Raw genomic sequence first — 15,500 nt, 5'->3', positions numbered from 1 at the left:
TCCTCGTTTTATTGTGTTGTGTTCTATCGTTATAAAGTCGCTGTGTTGAGCGTTTTCGGTTTGATGACCAAATCATGAATGACTTCATGCAGTTCAGCAACAGTCTTCACTATACAATCTGCATGCCAAGCTGTTAAGTCATCTTTGTGTTGTAAAGGTAAATAGCCATAAGCCGCAAGAATTGTGTACATCTGCGCATTACGACCGGCATCGATATCACGTGGATGATCACCGACATAGATACAGTCTTGAGCATCAAGATGGATGTGCTTGGCGGCTAAATACATCGGCTCTGGGTCTGGCTTGGTTTTACTGACATCGTCTGGGCAAACCAATACCGAGCAGCGCTCAGTCAAATTCAACGCTTTGAGCAACGCTTCACTGAGTGAACGCGGCTTATTGGTGACAATACCCCACGGAATTTGATACTGTTCCAGTTCATCGAGTAGCGGATACATGCCTTCAAATAGGTCTGTATCGACGGCTATATCCGCACCATAAAGCGCTAAAAAACGCTGACGATGTGTCAGAAAGACAGGATCTTCAACGTCTAACTCTGGATAGACCAGTTTGACCATCGCACGCGCGCCTTCAGATACTTGTACACGAATGTCGTCAGCACTGACCACCGCAATGCCTTTGTCACGGCACATGTCTTGAATAATACGAATAAAATCAGCCGCGGTATCAATCAGTGTACCGTCAAGATCAAAGAGTACAGCTTTCATTAGGCTTCTTTCACCGTATGAACCATGTAGTTCACATCCACATTCGGTGCGAGCCAATAGCGTTTGGTGATCGGGTTATAATGTAAACCTGTCATATCTTTGAGTTTTAACTCGGCTTGACGAATATCATGAGCTAATTCTGAAGGTTTAATAAACTTGGAATAATCATGAGTGCCTTTCGCCAACATGCGTAAAACATATTCCGCACCAATAATCGCAAACAAATAGGCTTTAGGATTACGGTTAATGGTCGAGAAGAACACATGACCACCCGGTTTTACCAGCTTTTGACAGGCTAAAATGATCGAAGCTGGATCGGGTACGTGTTCCAGCATTTCCATACAGGTGACGACGTCATATTGACCTGCTTGCTCTTCTGCCAATTGCTCTACAGGTACTTGGCGATATTCAATATTTTGTACATTTTCTTGTTCGGCATGTAAGCGTGCAACATTCAACGGCGCTTCGCCCATGTCGATACCCAATACTTGCGCACCGCGACGTGCCATGCTTTCAGCTAAAATACCGCCGCCACAGCCCACATCTAATACTTTCTTGCCAGTGATACCATTTGAATGCTCATCAATCCAGTTCAAACGCAGGGGATTAATCATGTGCAAAGGGCGGAACTCAGAATGCTGATCCCACCATATGGCTGCGAAAGCTTCAAATTTGGCAATTTCTTGTGGATCAACATTCAATTGCGACATCGGTTGCACCTCAATCAAGTCTTTATATTTTAGAAAAAAGTTTATGGGAGTTAGTGTAGCGCGTCCTGAAAAAAAAGCGATAAAAGCCTTAAAAAAGTTCACAGAATGAAAACGAAATCGACAGATTTGATTTATAGTGTTGCCATAAACTAATCATAATGATTTTGAGGACGATAAGTTCAATGAAAAAATTCCTTTTAGGCACGATTACAACAGCTATTTTGGCTTTTTCCGGCAGTGCGATGGCAGCGCAATTTGTCGCGGGGACTGATTACACAGTTATTCCAAAACCGATTAAAGTCGAACGTCCGGGTAAAATCGAAGTCCGTGAGTTCTTTTGGTATGGCTGCCCACATTGTTTTACATTAGAACCGCATATGCAAACGTGGTTAAAGCAATTGCCTAAAGATGTACGTTTTGTCCGTACACCTGCAGCAATGAATCCACTTTGGGAACAAGGCGCGCGTGCTTACTATGCATCGGAAGCACTGGGTGTTCGTCAAAAAGCACATTTACAATTGTTCCATGACATTCATGTGGGTCAAAAAAATATCTTAGAACAAGGCGCATTTGCGAAGTTCTACACCCGTTATGGTGTTCCTGAAGCGAAATTTAACAGCACATTTAAATCATTTGCTGTGTCTTCAAAAATTGCTCAAGCGAAAAACTTAGCGGCTCAATATCAATTGAGCGGCGTGCCTGCGATTACCGTCAATGGTAAATACATCGTACAAGGTGAAGATGCACGTACCGTTGAAATCGTGAAATTCCTTGTTGATAAAGAACGCAAAGCAAAATAACAGATGTCATAAAAAAGCCGCACTCGATGCGGCTTTTTTATGGCGATAAATTTTGTGGATCAGAGATTTGAGCCAAAGATCGATCCCAGTGCAAGATGCCACGAAATAAGAGCTGAACTTGGGTCTGAGCTTGGCGGCGAAATTGTTGCAGCGCATCCGTACGTTGTGGAAGCTCAACATGTCGATGTAAGTCAATCCACTGCATTGCCCAACTTAAGGCCAATTCAAACAAAATTTGTCCCAATACTTTGAGGTCTTGTTCGGATTGAATGTGTTGTGTTGCTTCAACTTGAGCCAGTGCATGGGCCAAATCAGTACTGAGAAAATTAAACTCACGTGTAATGGCTTGTCTTAAGGAAGCTGAACCACCCCAACGCTCTGCAATGAGAAACATCCATGCCTCAGGAAATTGCTCAACGGCATGAAATAAATAATCCAGACTCTGTCGTGTGCGTGCATCTGGCGCTTGAAAGCATTGCTGACTCAGTTGATTGAGGACATTGCGAAGGTGCAGGGCCATTTGGTCGACCAGCTCCAAGCCGAGCTCGTCCATGTCCTGAAAATGGCGATAAAACGCAGCAGGAACCAAGCCGACATGACGGGAAATTTCGCGTAAGCTCAGACTACTGAAAGAACGGCCCGTAGTACTTAATGCAAGCGCTGCATCAAGGATGGCTTTACGACTTTGTTGCTTACGTTCTTCCCGTATCGACATGCAATTCGTCCTGAATTTTGCGTGGCTTCAGTCTAACAAATTTCCTGATGTCGTACGATGGGCCTATCAAAACTTGGATGAATGGATTTTGTAAATGCACACGAATGCGTCCCGAATCTGGCTGTACCTTCTGTTATAATGTACCGCAATCAATTTTGTCAGATTAAGGACTCATCATGCGTATCGACCAACGAGCATTAGATCAATTACGTGAAGTAAAAATTACCCGTAACTACACACGTTATGCGGAAGGTTCTGTATTGGTTGAATTTGGTCATACAAAAGTTCTTTGTACTGCAAGTGTCGACAACTCAGTGCCACGTTTCCTTAAAGGGAAAGGTCAAGGCTGGGTAACTGCGGAATACGGCATGCTTCCACGTTCTACACATACCCGTAGTGACCGTGAAGCAGCACGTGGTAAACAAAGTGGCCGTACACAAGAAATCCAACGTCTGATTGGTCGTAGCTTACGTGCCATGGTTGATTTGAAAAAATTGGGTGAAAATACCATCAGCATCGACTGTGATGTGATTCAAGCAGATGGCGGTACACGCACAGCATCGATCACAGGTGCAGCAGTTGCCTTGGTCGATGCGATGAATGTCTTGCTTGAAAATAAAAAAATCAAACAAGATCCGCTTAAAGGCTTAGTTGCAGCAGTTTCTGTAGGTATGTATCAAGATGAAGCATTACTTGATCTTTGCTATGAAGAAGATTCGAACTGCCAAACTGACTTAAATGTGGTCATGACACAAGCAGGTGAGTTCATTGAACTTCAAGGCACAGCTGAAGACAAACCATTTACGCGTGCACAGTGTAATGAAATGCTTGAATTGGCTGAAAAAGGCATTCAAGAATTGATCAAAAAACAACAAGAAGCTTTAGGCTGGTAAGTTGTTTGATTCATTTTAAACTGAATAAAGAACGCATCTTCGGATGCGTTTTTTTATGCGCTGAATATAGAAAATCCAACAAGAATCGGCTATTCAGTAGCGTGCCTTTGACTCAAATTAATAGGATCAGGATGCTTTGAAGAACTAAAAATGAAAAATTGGATGATGTATTTTTCTTTGTTCAGCGTATTGTTGATCAGTGGTTGTGATTTTTTTGGGAAATCAGGTTCAAGAGCGAGAAGGTGGTCGTTTTTCTGAACAAAGTGAAAACTCAAAAGATCAGGACGATGATCAAGATGAGCGCGAGCAGCATGAAGACGATTTGGCGCATGAAAAGGATTCTGAACATGAAACTGAATGAGTTAAACAACAGCAAGATGATGATTAAGTCATGCTAGTAAGCATCAAAAAGGGTGCAACAGCACCCTTTATTTACGTTTAGAGTATGTCTAAAGCTTAGGCATTAAAGCGCATTGATAAATCAATCGCTGTGACATCTTTGGTGAGTACACCCATCGAAATATAATCGACCCCTGTCGTTGCCACTTCACGTAAATTTGCAATAGTGATATTGCCTGAGGCTTCAAGTTTGCAGCGACCATTCACATGTTTGACGGCATCAATCATTTGTTGCTGACTAAAGTTATCCAACATCACAATATCCGCACCTGCTTCCAACGCTTGGTTGAGTTCGTCCCAAGTTTCTACTTCCACTTCCACAGGTTTACCCGGTGCAATCTGGTGTGCTTTGGCAATCGCTTGTTGGATGCCACCTGCTGCCATGATGTGATTTTCTTTAATTAAAAACGCATCAAATAAACCTAAGCGATGGTTTTGACCACCTCCGACAGCAACCGCATATTTTTGTGCAATACGTAGGCCTGGCAAGGTTTTACGGGTATCGAGTAGACGAGTATGCAAACCTTCAAGCTGCTGGACATAGGCAGCGGTTTTGGTCGCAACCGCAGATAAGGTTTGCACAAAATTTAAGGCTGGACGCTCAACCGTCAGTAAGCTACGCGCAGAACCTGCGAGTTTTAAAAAGGCTTCGCCTGCGGCCACACGGTCACCATCATTTTTCAACCAAGTGACTTGGACAGTGGCATCATAAGCCTGAATGAGTGCATTGACCCAAGGCTGACCCGCCAAGATCATCTCTTCACGGCTGATAATCGTTGCAGTTGCTTGTTCATCTTCTGGAGTTAACAGGGCTGTAATATCGCCTTCGCCAATATCTTCTTGTAGTGCGTGTTGAATATTGATTTGGATTGATTGTTCAAGCAAAGATTGCGATATGCTCATAAGAAGTTCCGTATCTTTTTTAACCCAGGAAAATGTGCGCGTTATATTAGCATTGTTCCTGAAAAATGAGCGATTTTTAACTACTTTCACAGACTTGAATTGAGATTTCAATGTGAAAGTTTTAGCATTAAAACTTTCAAGTAGGGCTCGGCGTTTTGATCTGCAGCATTGCAGGCCGGCTTAGACACAGGATTCTTTTATGTCACAAGCAACAACATTTCAGGTGCAGGATGGGCAATTGCTAGGTGCGCGTCAAATTCCATCACCGAATTTTAACCAGCGTCCTGAAGATACCGAAATTCAGCTTGTCGTCATTCATAATATTAGTTTGCCACCTTCTCAGTTTGGCGGTGGTTATATCGAACAATTTTTCCAAAATCAGTTGGATTGGTCGAAACATCCTTATTTTCAAACCATTGAAGGGATGCAGGTATCGACACATTTATTGATCCTGCGTACAGGCGAAGTCCTACAGTTTGTCAATTTTAATGATCGGGCTTGGCATGCTGGTCGTTCAACCTATTTAGCGCAAAAAGAATGTAATGATTATTCGATAGGTATTGAGCTCGAAGGAAGTGATGATTTACCTTTTGAAGCTGCACAATATGACGTGCTGACAGAGGTCGTGGCGTGTTTACAACAGGCTTATCCTAAAATTCAACAACATATTGCAGGGCATTCAGATATTGCACCGGGACGTAAAACTGATCCGGGTCCATTTTTTGAGTGGAACGCTTTTCGTCAGCAGCTGCATCATTTTAAAAACAAATAAACAATACACACTGCGTTTAATAAACCAATGAAATTCCTTGACGAGTTTCATTACAATAGGCGCACTTTCAAAAGTGAGAAATACCGATGGCGCTTTGGCGTTCGACAGTTATTGTCAGTGCAATGACTATGTTGTCCCGTGTATTGGGACTGGTACGGGATATTGTCCTGTTAAATGTATTTGGTGCAGGTAAAGACTTCGATACCTTCGTGGTTGCCTTTCGTATTCCTAACTTTTTTAGGCGTTTATTTGCAGAAGGGGCATTTTCACAAGCCTTTATTCCTGTATTGACTGAATATAAAACCAGTCGAACCCATGCCGAAGTCCAGATTCTGATTAGCCGTGTTTTTGGCTGTTTAGGTCTGGTGATGACCAGCTTGACGTTCATCGCGATGGTGGCCGCACCCGCGATTATCTATATCTATGCACCGGGTTTCCATGGTGATGCAGACAAGTTTGCGTTAGCCACCGATATGTTTCGCCTAACGATTCCTTACTTACTGTTTATGTCCTTAACGGCATTTGCCAGCAGTATTTTGAATAGTTATGGCTCATTCAGTACACCTGCGTTCGCTCCAGTGTTACTCAATGTCGCGATGATTGCCGGTGCGCTATGGTTAACCCCTTATATGGCTGAGCCAATTATGGCTTTGGGTTGGTCTGTTGTCGCGGCAGGCTTCTTGCAATTGGCGATTCAGATTCCAGAGCTGTGGCGTAAAAAATTACTGATTCCACCGAAAGTTGACTTCAAACACGAAGGTGTTGATCGCATCATGAAGTTGATGCTGCCAGCACTGTTTGGTGTCTCAGTGACGCAGATCAACCTACTGTTGAACACCATTTGGGCGTCTTTCATGCAAGATGGTTCGGTGTCATGGTTATACAGTGCCGAACGGATGACCGAATTGCCATTGGGCTTAATTGGTGTCGCGATAGGTACCGTAATTTTACCTTCGTTGTCTGCGCGTCATGCTGAACAAGATCAAGAAAAATTCCGTCGTATGATTGATTGGGCAGCTAAGGTCATTATCTTGGTGGGTGTGCCTGCAAGTATTGCGCTTTTCATGCTCTCTACACCTATTATTCAGGCCTTATTTGAACGTGGTCAATTTAGCTTTGAAGATACACAGATGACCGCATTGGCATTGCAATGTATGAGTGCCGGTGTGATTTCATTCATGCTCATTAAAGTGTTTGCACCAGGGTTTTATGCGCAACAAGATACCAAAACTCCTGTACGTGTAGGTTTAATGGCGGTCGCAGCCAATGCCATTCTTAACGTGGTGTTTATTGGATTCTTTAAACTGATTGATTGGCATGCTGAGCATATGGCCTTGGCATTGGCATCCTCTGGTTCCGCATTAGTGAATGCAGGGATGCTGTATTTTTATTTACATAAGCGCAATATTTTTCGCTTTGGCGCACATTGGAAAAAGTTGGTGATTCAGTTTGCGATAGCCAATGCTGTGATGATTGCTGCACTGTGGTATGGCTTAACATGGTACAACGGTGATGTATCTGCGTGGATGCGTGTCGCGGAAGTGATCATCTTATGTGTGATTGGTGTTGCTGCTTATGGTATCGCCTTAATTGCAACAGGCTTTAGACCACGTCACTTAAAACCTTAAAGCTAAAACCTACAGCGTAATGCGTTTGACGTTGATGTAAAAAAATAAGAGCCCATAGGCTCTTATTTTTTTGATTAAGACTCAAGATGATAAAAACATACGTTTCTGAATCATGAGTCTGAGGGGAGTAATTTGTAGTTTAAAACGACATTCAATCAGTCGCCTAAACTTTTCCTCGAGAGAGGAAACCAACAATTGCGAGAATGACTGCAATAACCAAAAGAATAACAGCAAAGTCTTTGGATAAGCCTGCCACACCACCAAAACCTAGCAGACTCGCAATCAAAGCAATTACAGCGAAAATAATAGCCCAGCGGAACATAGTTTTATCTCCATGTGATTTTTTATTCTGTCTCATCAGTATAGGAGTCACAGAAAGCATGCTATGTATTCTTTTGTTTATTTAATGTTCAATATTCGGTAACTTAAATGAGGAATTTATGTGCGGGTTCAGTTAATATGCCTGCCACCTTCGTTGCGAGCGAGAAGATGACCGATACTCTACGCCCACATTTTTCGAAAAAGCATGCTTTGACTGAACTCACCCATTTGGAGTGGGAGTCCCTCTGTGATGGTTGCGGGCTTTGTTGTTTAATCAAGCTTGAAGATGAAGATACGCAAGAGGTGGCTTACACCAAAGTGGCATGCAAACTTTTAGATTGTGAAACCGCCAGTTGTTCCGATTATCCAAATCGCAAATCACACGTTGCAGACTGCATACAGCTGACACCTGAACAAATTCACCAATTTCATTGGCTACCGCCGAGCTGTGCTTATCGTAGAATTTCTGAAGGGAAAGATTTACCGCGTTGGCATCATCTAGTGACGGGAAGTCGTGACAGTATTTTGAAGGCACGAAAGTCTGCCGCAGGGCGTTGCATCAGTGAAGAAGACGTCAACCCTGATGATATTGAAGATTATATTGTGCGTTGGGTACGCTAAAGGACACAGATACGCTCAATTTTGGGTCTAGAGTTGATCTTGTATCATGGCCAGAAAGTCTTGTTCTGACAGAACCTGAAATCCATGCTGTTTAAGGAGTGCTGTGGTTACTCCATAGCCCTCAATTTTTGTACGCGTAAAGCTGCCGTCATAAATATAATGACTACCGCAAGACGGACTACGATCCTTCAATACCACCACATCAACCTTATGCAATTGGGCCAATTCCAACATGCGATGGGCACCCGCGATAAATTCAGCACTGACATCTGTGCCCAAGACATCTTTGACTTGGGCTGTGCCATTGAGCACATCACTGGCTTGACCATTTTGAATTTCAGCAGGAAAACGTGGACAGCTCAGGCCACCCATCATTTCAGGGCAGGCGGTAATGACTTGGTGGGTCTGCATGAGTTGGCAAATCGCAGCTTGTGTATTTGATTTGGCATCATAGCGAACCGGTTGGCCTGCAAGACAGGCACTGACTAAATACTTCAGTGTCATCGTGTCATGCTCCACAAGTTTTAGCGACTTAAAAGTTCCATCGCATGGTCATAACTGAGCGGGCGATAAAAGTAAAAACCTTGTCCAGTATGACAATTACATTCTTTTAAGGTATCGACCTGTTCCGGTTTCTCTATACCTTCGACCAGTATATTCAGGGAAACACTCGCACCAATTTGGGTAATCGCTTTGACAATGGCTAGTGCTGAACAGTCGGTGTGCATGCGTTCCACAAAATTACGGTCGATTTTAATACAGTCGACAGGGTAGTTACTTAGACGTGTTAATGATGAATGACCTGTACCAAAATCATCTAAAGAAATGTGGATGCCATGGTCTTTCAATAAATTGAGGGCGCGAATCACATAATTTGAGCCACGTTCTGACAGGCTTTGCTCGGTAATTTCGACTTCAATAATGTCAGGTGAAATACCAAACTGCTTTAAGCGATTCAGTAGTTTTTCCGCATAATCATCACGTAAAAATTCGACAGGGGCTGCATTTATTGAAATTGGTAGCGGTTGAAGTCCGAGTTCAATCCATTTTTGAATATCTTGAAAGATTTTAATTTGCATCGTTTCACTAATGCGTGAAGCCAATTCATAATCTTGAAATGCAGCAAAAATTTGAGAAGGTAATTGTAATTGTTGGTCTTTATCGTACCAACGCAGCAAAGCTTCAAAGCCGACCACTTGACTGTCAGAAAGGCGAACTTTGGGTTGATAAAACGGAATAATTTGATTGGACTTAATCAGGCTGCGGGCTAGCGTTAATTGGCGAGTGGTGTTTTCAAGAATTTTAAACATGGTGTGGTTGAACATTCGCACCCCACCACGACCACTGCCTTTTAAATCATTCAGTGCAATATCTGCGCATTTAAGTAAATTCGAGGAATTTTGTGCATCGCGTGGGTAGATCGCACAGCCAATACTCATACCTATATTGATGCTTTGTCCATTATAGAAAATCGGCATATCCATTTGCTGACAGGCGATGCTGGCAATATCTGTTAATTGTTGTTGCGATTTTAAGTTCGGAATAGAAATGGCAAATTCATCGCCACCTAAGCGTGAAACCACGATATTTGCATCAAAACAGTGCTGAAAACGCTGCCCAAGGGTATGCAGTAAATGATCTCCGGCACTATGCCCTAAGGTGTCATTAATATGCTTAAAATAATCCAGATCGATCAATAACAAACCCAGTTGTTGCTGATGTTCTCGTGCCACTCTTAAGTGACTTTTAAAGACTCGACTAAAGGCACGGCGGTTTAATAAACCTGTTAAATCATCCTGTTCAATGATCCGTTGGAGTTTATTTTCCGCCAGTCGCTGTACCGTAATATCACGTGATACACAGAGGATTTCTTTGACTTGGCCATATTCGTTGAATACTGGGCTGAGCATATTATCCCAATAAGCCAAGGGTTCATCTGCTACTTGGCTCATGCCGACAAAGCGAGATATTTTACCTTCTTTGGCTTCGGCAAAAGCATTCAAACACGCGTCACGGACTTCTTCAGGCAGTAATTTATGCCAAGACATACCAAACTCAGTTTCAGTTAGAGGTACGCCCAGAGCTAAACATCCCGCGCGGTTCATATGCAGAACATGACCGTCTAGACTTAATAATTTTATACAGTCGACACTAGCATCTAACATTTGATTACGACTATTCAGTTTTTCTCGTAATTCAGCGCATTGATTATGTTGTAATTGTATATTCTTGGCTTGGGGCATTTTTTGAAATAAATTTATAGGTAGATCAATGCCTTGTTGAACTTGAACGATTCGCTTTTGCTTTGTTGATTGCTTCATACAATCTGTCCAATTGGGTCAGGCAAGTCTAAAATGGGATATCTTGCCGATGATACTTTAATTTGATCAATAAGGGCTAGGATGTCTTGTTACATTATAGTTAACATTCGCCTAAGCTTTTTTACATGCAAGATACTTAAATAACGACATTAAACCACCCTCCTAAATTGAATACCGAATAAAGCAAAGATTCTGCCAAGGCAGTGTTAGAATAGAAAAAACGTCCCCAATTGCCGGAAACGAAATAATAAGATGTCAGACAGCCAAATTCCTCTTCCTGAACGCATGCGTCCTCATGATTTATCGCAAATTATTGGACAAGATCACCTATTAGGTGAAGATGCACCGTTACGCCAGATGATTGACCAAGGGCATTTGCCATCGATTATTTTTTGGGGACCTCCGGGTGTAGGTAAAACCACAATTGCGTTGTTGTTGGCGCAGGCCGTTGACCGACCATTTATTAGTTTATCTGCGCTTAATACTGGGGTGAAAGAGTTACGTGAAATCATCGCCGATGGTGGAGATTTATTGACACCTGTGGTGTTTATTGATGAAATTCATCGTTTTAATAAGTCACAACAAGATGCCTTACTGAATGCAGTTGAAAAGGGCAAAATTACCCTGATTGGTGCAACCACAGAAAACCCTTCATTTGAAGTTAATAATGCCTTATTGTCGCGTTGTCAGGTCTATACCTTAAATGCTCTGGATAATGACGCAATTCAGCGCTTATTGGATCAAGCGATTCAGCAAGATTCGTTTTTAAAAGAGCGTTATATTCAAATCGAAGAATATGAAGCTTTATTTCAATTTGCCGCAGGTGATGCTCGTAAAGCATTAAATCTTTTAGATTTAATCGCCAGTACGTTTGAGCCAGACTTAGAAAATATCATTAACAATGCGGTGGTGGTCAAAGTTGCGCAGCAAAATATTGCACGCTATGACAAATCGGGCGAACAGCATTATGATTTAGTTTCGGCTTTTATTAAGTCGATTCGAGGCAGTGATCCAGATGCCGCTTTGTATTGGATGGCTCGAATGCTCAAAGGTGGTGAAGATCCTGTTTTTATTGCCCGTCGTATGTTGATTGCGGCATCTGAAGATATTGGCAACTCAAATCCAAATGCTTTACTGTTGGCTGGAGAATGTTTCCGATCTGTGCAGGCAATTGGTATGCCTGAATGTCGAATCATTTTGGGGCAATGTGCGGTGTATTTGGCAACCAGTGCTAAAAGTAACAGTACTTATTTGGCCATCAACAAAGCCTTAGATTTGGCAGAAAAAACCTCGAATCTACCTGTGCCACTACATTTGAGAAATGCACCAACCAAATTGATGAAAGAGCAAGGCTATGGCGTGGACTATTTATATCCACATAATTATCCTGAGCATTTTGTCATGCAGGATTATATGCCGCCTGAACTGAAAGGCACTAAGCTGTATGAGTCTGCACGTAATAAACGTGAAGTTGAAGGTGAGCGTTTGCAGCAACGACGTTGGATGCAACAACAGCAACAATGATTTGAATGATCATAATGGCAAGGCGCTTCGGCGCCCTTTTTTATGTCTATTTCATGCAAAAAAAAAGCCCAACTCAAGGCGAGCTGGGCTGAAAAAATAGGATGTCTTTGGGGGAGATACATCCTAGAGGGTAGATGGAAAATCTGGTCGGCATACACATTGGAGAAGTATAGATCCTGATGCTGCCTGATATGTAGCTATCTTAGTGTGAACGTGGGTAAATGTGAAACAGAGGATTTTTATGGTTAACATTTGTTTTTTCGATCATGGATTAATCGAGTAATATTTCATTAAAAAACCGAGCTAAAGAGCTCGGTTTTTCAAATCGATGAACGACTTAGATATCAGAAAGGTCGATACCTAAACGCGCAGCAACTTCTTCATAAGCTTCAACCACACCGCCTAAACCTTGACGGAAACGGTCTTTGTCGAGTTTTTTCTTAGTGTCTTTGTCCCATAGACGGCAGCCGTCTGGAGAGAATTCGTCACCCAGTACGATACGGTCGTGGAACACACCAAATTCAAGTTTAAAGTCAACAAGCAGCATGTTGCCTGCATCGAATAGACCTTTAAGTACTTCGTTTACTTTATAAGTCAATTCTTTCATTTGAGCGAGTTGTTCTGCAGTCGCCCAACCTAATGCAATCGCTTGTGATTCATTCACCATTGGGTCGCCTAACGCATCGTCTTTGAAGAACAATTCGAAAGTTGGCGGAGTAAGTTCTTTACCTTCTTCAACGCCTAAACGACGGCAAAGTGAACCTGCTGCATAGTTACGGATTACGCACTCTACAGGAACCATAGTCAATTTTTTCACTAAAACTTCAGTTGGAGAAAGAAGTTTTTCGAAATGAGTTTCGATACCAGCCGCAGCCAATTTTTCCATGATAAAGGCGTTAAAACGGTTGTTCACCTTACCTTTGCGATCCAGTTGTTCAATTTTTTCACCGTTGAATGCAGAAGCATCGTCACGGAAAACTAGGATGAGGTGGTCAGAACTATCTGTTTCATAAACAGATTTCGCTTTACCAGTATAGAGCAAGGTTTGTTTTAACATGAGGGAACCTTTTTCGAGAAAAAATGCCTAGTACGACTAGGCTGGCCAATTTTGGTAAATCTGAGCTAACAGATCTGCAGCTTTTTCTTTGTCTGCAAAACTGTTATCGGCATTGAACACAGCGATGTTATTGCTTGAACCTACAGAAGAAAGTCTTAAGACATAGGTCTGCTGATCGACCTTGACGGTTACTTCGTAACGGTTTTTGCTCTGACCAACAATGGTATGGTTAAGGCTGCTGAGGGTAGCAAGTGTGTATTGCCAAATTGTAGCAGAATTTCCTTCAACTTTGATCAGTGGATTTTGATTTCCATCCACCAATAGTTGAGGGCGGCTAATATTTGTACTGTCTGTTGAGGAATCTGCAACGACATTATTTTTTTCCGCGGCTGGACGCGGAAGGGCATAGCGATTGCCGCGCTTATTTTCAAGCTTTGGTGCATGCTCAATTGCTAGTGGGTCAACAGATGGAGCAGGATACAAAGGCGTTGCAGGACGAACCATCGACCCTTCAGGGTATTTCAGTGGTTCAACATCTGTGGTTTGTTTATAGTCCAGTGTGCCATTATTAAAGGCAAGTGAACTACAACCGGCTAATGTAAACACTGAAAGTGCCAGGCTAAGTCCTAAACGTAATTGCATGATGTTTGCTCTTCTTTATTTGATAACGCCCGCAGTGATGAGTGCTTCACGAAGCGGAGTGCGATATTGTTCTGCAAGGGGTGTTAATGGTAAGCGAATGCCTGTTTCAATCAGGTTCATCTCATGAAGTGCCCATTTCACAGGAATTGGGTTCGATTCGCAAAATAAAATTTGATGTAAATTTGCAACAGTATTGTTTTGTTGCTCGGCTTGGACTGCGTCACCCGCCAAAGCGCTTGCACACACTTCGCTCATTTCTTTTGGCGCCACGTTCGCAGTAACCGAAATGTTGCCCTTAGCACCTAAACCCATTAACTGATAAGCCGTTGCATCATCACCTGAGTACACCACCATATCTTTGCCTTTAAGGCCTTCAATGAGTTCTTGACCACGAGGAACATCGCCAGTGGCGTCTTTAATCCCTACGATTTGTGGAATATCAGCAAGACGGATCACGGTGTCGTTGTGCATGTCTACACCGGTACGGCCAGGGACGTTGTATAAAATTTGAGGTAAATCAACAGCTTCAGCAATTGCTTTGTAGTGTTGATACAGGCCTTCTTGGGTCGGTTTGTTATAGTATGGTGTTACTAATAATGCCGCATCTGCACCTAATTCTTTGGCTTCTTTGGTGAGTTCAATCGCTTCGTGGGTTGAGTTTGCACCTGTGCCGGCAATAATTGGAATGCGTTTGTTCGCCACACGGATGATTTCTTTGATCACCTGAGTGTGTTCGGCCATGCTCAAGGTAGAAGCTTCACCTGTAGTCCCTACAGCAACAATACTGTTGGTGCCCTGCTTTATATGCCACTCAACCAGCTTCTCGAGGCTCTTCCAATCTACGCTGCCATCTTCAAACATTGGGGTGACGATTGCGACAATTGAACCTTGAATGGTCTGAGCTTGCTGAGTCATTTTGAAAAGCTATCCTATTTGTCCATCCGACAAGATGAAATATAGATTTCTGGATGGTTTCGAATTTTGATTTGTAGCATGTTCATTGGGCTATACCCAAATTGAATAATGCTTACGCAAATTATGACTGATCAAACGCATAAGAACAATATGCTTTGGTCAAAGCCATAAAATTCTTTATACAAATCAAACTTAAAACAATCAAGTGTAAAATAGCGGTTTTTTTGCAGTCTGAAAATTGTTCAGCAGGGCTGAATCTAGAAAATGTTTTATTCAATCGAGAGGGGTGGCATGGCTGATGGGGATTGATTAAATCATCAGCAAAGGGTTGATCTATCTGTATTCCGTGTTTTTTAATCAGAATTTAAGATTAAATAACAATGACTAAAGATTTAAAAACTATATCAATTCGCTCGGGTTTTATTACAAATGATTGTTAAAAACTTGGGTAATAATCTTTTTTTTATCTAATAGAAATAGACACGTTTTTATGCGCGTATAAAAAATTGCTTGATTTGACTGTTCATTGCACGATTCATATTTTTTTATTT

General features: G+C 42.3%; 17 protein-coding genes. 7 read left to right on the top strand and 10 right to left on the bottom strand.

Features of this window, described 5'->3' with window-relative positions:
• Window positions 1-29: 29 nt before the first annotated feature.
• Window positions 30-728: an HAD family hydrolase gene (locus MST17_RS15735; RefSeq protein WP_180025864.1), complete on the bottom strand. Its 699-nt coding sequence runs from the start codon at window positions 726-728 to the stop codon at window positions 30-32.
• Window positions 728-1,438, bottom strand: a complete 711-nt coding sequence (ubiG, locus tag MST17_RS15730; protein WP_078190637.1) for a bifunctional 2-polyprenyl-6-hydroxyphenol methylase/3-demethylubiquinol 3-O-methyltransferase UbiG — start codon at window positions 1,436-1,438, stop codon at window positions 728-730. The genes MST17_RS15735 and ubiG overlap by 1 nt, the downstream gene beginning before the upstream one ends.
• A 182-nt stretch (window positions 1,439-1,620) precedes the next feature.
• Here ubiG and MST17_RS15725 point away from each other — a divergent pair, with 182 nt between their 5' ends.
• Entirely contained in the window at window positions 1,621-2,238 is a 618-nt protein-coding gene (locus tag MST17_RS15725) for a thiol:disulfide interchange protein DsbA/DsbL (protein WP_078193271.1), read from the top strand.
• A gap of 37 nt (window positions 2,239-2,275) precedes the next feature.
• Here the strand turns inward: MST17_RS15725 and MST17_RS15720 are convergent, their stop codons facing one another.
• Window positions 2,276-2,953, bottom strand: a complete 678-nt coding sequence (locus MST17_RS15720) for a TetR family transcriptional regulator (RefSeq protein ID WP_180025865.1) — start codon at window positions 2,951-2,953, stop codon at window positions 2,276-2,278.
• A 176-nt stretch (window positions 2,954-3,129) separates the two neighbouring features.
• Here MST17_RS15720 and rph point away from each other — a divergent pair, with 176 nt between their 5' ends.
• Together rph and MST17_RS15710 are read left to right on the top strand one after the other, a co-directional pair.
• Window positions 3,130-3,846 carry a ribonuclease PH gene (gene rph / locus MST17_RS15715; RefSeq protein ID WP_111885099.1) on the top strand — a complete coding sequence of 239 codons (717 nt, stop codon included), beginning with the start codon at window positions 3,130-3,132 and terminating at the stop codon, window positions 3,844-3,846.
• Between the two features lie 214 nt (window positions 3,847-4,060).
• Window positions 4,061-4,207, top strand: a complete 147-nt coding sequence (locus MST17_RS15710; RefSeq protein ID WP_180025866.1) for a hypothetical protein — start codon at window positions 4,061-4,063, stop codon at window positions 4,205-4,207.
• 95 nt (window positions 4,208-4,302) lie between these two features.
• Here the strand turns inward: MST17_RS15710 and nadC are convergent, their stop codons facing one another.
• The gene (gene nadC / locus MST17_RS15705) at window positions 4,303-5,148 is read right to left on the bottom strand and encodes a carboxylating nicotinate-nucleotide diphosphorylase (RefSeq protein ID WP_078190632.1); all 846 of its coding nucleotides are present in this window, start codon (window positions 5,146-5,148) and stop codon (window positions 4,303-4,305) included.
• A gap of 199 nt (window positions 5,149-5,347) precedes the next feature.
• Here nadC and ampD point away from each other — a divergent pair, with 199 nt between their 5' ends.
• Both ampD and murJ read left to right on the top strand, forming a co-directional pair.
• Window positions 5,348-5,920, top strand: coding sequence for a 1,6-anhydro-N-acetylmuramyl-L-alanine amidase AmpD (gene ampD, locus MST17_RS15700; protein WP_180025867.1), 573 nt, complete (start codon window positions 5,348-5,350; stop codon window positions 5,918-5,920).
• Window positions 5,921-6,006: 86 nt separating this feature from the next.
• The gene (gene murJ / locus MST17_RS15695) at window positions 6,007-7,548 is read left to right on the top strand and encodes a murein biosynthesis integral membrane protein MurJ (RefSeq protein WP_078193266.1); all 1,542 of its coding nucleotides are present in this window, start codon (window positions 6,007-6,009) and stop codon (window positions 7,546-7,548) included.
• Window positions 7,549-7,711: 163 nt separating this feature from the next.
• On the opposite strand, the gene MST17_RS15690 is transcribed toward murJ, so the two are convergent.
• Complete coding sequence (locus tag MST17_RS15690; protein ID WP_005006601.1) at window positions 7,712-7,870, bottom strand: DUF1328 domain-containing protein; 159 nt, start codon at window positions 7,868-7,870, stop codon at window positions 7,712-7,714.
• Between the two features lie 167 nt (window positions 7,871-8,037).
• Here MST17_RS15690 and MST17_RS15685 point away from each other — a divergent pair, with 167 nt between their 5' ends.
• Window positions 8,038-8,490 carry a YcgN family cysteine cluster protein gene (locus tag MST17_RS15685; protein ID WP_180025947.1) on the top strand — a complete coding sequence of 151 codons (453 nt, stop codon included), beginning with the start codon at window positions 8,038-8,040 and terminating at the stop codon, window positions 8,488-8,490.
• Between the two features lie 27 nt (window positions 8,491-8,517).
• On the opposite strand, the gene MST17_RS15680 is transcribed toward MST17_RS15685, so the two are convergent.
• Complete coding sequence (locus MST17_RS15680) at window positions 8,518-8,994, bottom strand: DUF523 domain-containing protein (RefSeq protein WP_168379720.1); 477 nt, start codon at window positions 8,992-8,994, stop codon at window positions 8,518-8,520.
• Between the two features lie 20 nt (window positions 8,995-9,014).
• A complete protein-coding gene (locus tag MST17_RS15675) occupies window positions 9,015-10,811 on the bottom strand; it encodes an EAL domain-containing protein (RefSeq protein ID WP_180025868.1) in 1,797 nt (598 codons plus the stop codon).
• 252 nt (window positions 10,812-11,063) lie between these two features.
• Here MST17_RS15675 and MST17_RS15670 point away from each other — a divergent pair, with 252 nt between their 5' ends.
• Window positions 11,064-12,335 carry a replication-associated recombination protein A gene (locus MST17_RS15670; RefSeq protein ID WP_111885104.1) on the top strand — a complete coding sequence of 424 codons (1,272 nt, stop codon included), beginning with the start codon at window positions 11,064-11,066 and terminating at the stop codon, window positions 12,333-12,335.
• Between the two features lie 337 nt (window positions 12,336-12,672).
• Here the strand turns inward: MST17_RS15670 and purC are convergent, their stop codons facing one another.
• The 3 genes from purC to dapA are packed head-to-tail and all read right to left on the bottom strand — an operon-like array spanning window position 12,673 to window position 14,949.
• Window positions 12,673-13,392 (bottom strand): phosphoribosylaminoimidazolesuccinocarboxamide synthase, encoded by a 720-nt coding sequence (gene purC, locus MST17_RS15665; protein WP_078190626.1) that lies wholly within the window; start codon window positions 13,390-13,392, stop codon window positions 12,673-12,675.
• Between the two features lie 36 nt (window positions 13,393-13,428).
• Entirely contained in the window at window positions 13,429-14,034 is a 606-nt protein-coding gene (locus MST17_RS15660) for a lipoprotein-34 precursor (NlpB) (protein ID WP_078193263.1), read from the bottom strand.
• Between the two features lie 15 nt (window positions 14,035-14,049).
• Window positions 14,050-14,949 carry a 4-hydroxy-tetrahydrodipicolinate synthase gene (gene dapA, locus MST17_RS15655; protein ID WP_078193262.1) on the bottom strand — a complete coding sequence of 300 codons (900 nt, stop codon included), beginning with the start codon at window positions 14,947-14,949 and terminating at the stop codon, window positions 14,050-14,052.
• Between the last annotated feature and the right edge of the window lie 551 nt (window positions 14,950-15,500).

Source organism: Acinetobacter sp. YH16056_T (genome assembly GCF_024605895.1).
GTDB lineage: Bacteria > Pseudomonadota > Gammaproteobacteria > Pseudomonadales > Moraxellaceae > Acinetobacter > Acinetobacter amyesii.
The sequence above is the reverse complement of the archived record's forward strand: the minus strand, read 5'-3'. Positions and strand labels throughout refer to the sequence as shown.

Bases quoted from the DNA above. Each gene is read 5' to 3' on its own strand.
- MST17_RS15735 (WP_180025864.1), bottom strand. From the start codon at position 728: ATGAAAGCTGTACTCTTTGATCTTGACGGTACACTGATTGATACCGCG.
- ubiG (WP_078190637.1), bottom strand. From the start codon at position 1,438: ATGTCGCAATTGAATGTTGATCCACAAGAAATTGCCAAATTTGAAGCT.
- MST17_RS15725 (WP_078193271.1), top strand. From the start codon at position 1,621: ATGAAAAAATTCCTTTTAGGCACGATTACAACAGCTATTTTGGCTTTT.
- MST17_RS15720 (WP_180025865.1), bottom strand. From the start codon at position 2,953: ATGTCGATACGGGAAGAACGTAAGCAACAAAGTCGTAAAGCCATCCTT.
- rph (WP_111885099.1), top strand. From the start codon at position 3,130: ATGCGTATCGACCAACGAGCATTAGATCAATTACGTGAAGTAAAAATT.
- nadC (WP_078190632.1), bottom strand. From the start codon at position 5,148: ATGAGCATATCGCAATCTTTGCTTGAACAATCAATCCAAATCAATATT.
- ampD (WP_180025867.1), top strand. From the start codon at position 5,348: ATGTCACAAGCAACAACATTTCAGGTGCAGGATGGGCAATTGCTAGGT.
- murJ (WP_078193266.1), top strand. From the start codon at position 6,007: ATGGCGCTTTGGCGTTCGACAGTTATTGTCAGTGCAATGACTATGTTG.
- MST17_RS15690 (WP_005006601.1), bottom strand. From the start codon at position 7,870: ATGTTCCGCTGGGCTATTATTTTCGCTGTAATTGCTTTGATTGCGAGT.
- MST17_RS15685 (WP_180025947.1), top strand. From the start codon at position 8,038: ATGACCGATACTCTACGCCCACATTTTTCGAAAAAGCATGCTTTGACT.
- MST17_RS15680 (WP_168379720.1), bottom strand. From the start codon at position 8,994: ATGACACTGAAGTATTTAGTCAGTGCCTGTCTTGCAGGCCAACCGGTT.
- MST17_RS15675 (WP_180025868.1), bottom strand. From the start codon at position 10,811: ATGAAGCAATCAACAAAGCAAAAGCGAATCGTTCAAGTTCAACAAGGC.
- MST17_RS15670 (WP_111885104.1), top strand. From the start codon at position 11,064: ATGTCAGACAGCCAAATTCCTCTTCCTGAACGCATGCGTCCTCATGAT.
- purC (WP_078190626.1), bottom strand. From the start codon at position 13,392: ATGTTAAAACAAACCTTGCTCTATACTGGTAAAGCGAAATCTGTTTAT.
- MST17_RS15660 (WP_078193263.1), bottom strand. From the start codon at position 14,034: ATGCAATTACGTTTAGGACTTAGCCTGGCACTTTCAGTGTTTACATTA.
- dapA (WP_078193262.1), bottom strand. From the start codon at position 14,949: ATGACTCAGCAAGCTCAGACCATTCAAGGTTCAATTGTCGCAATCGTC.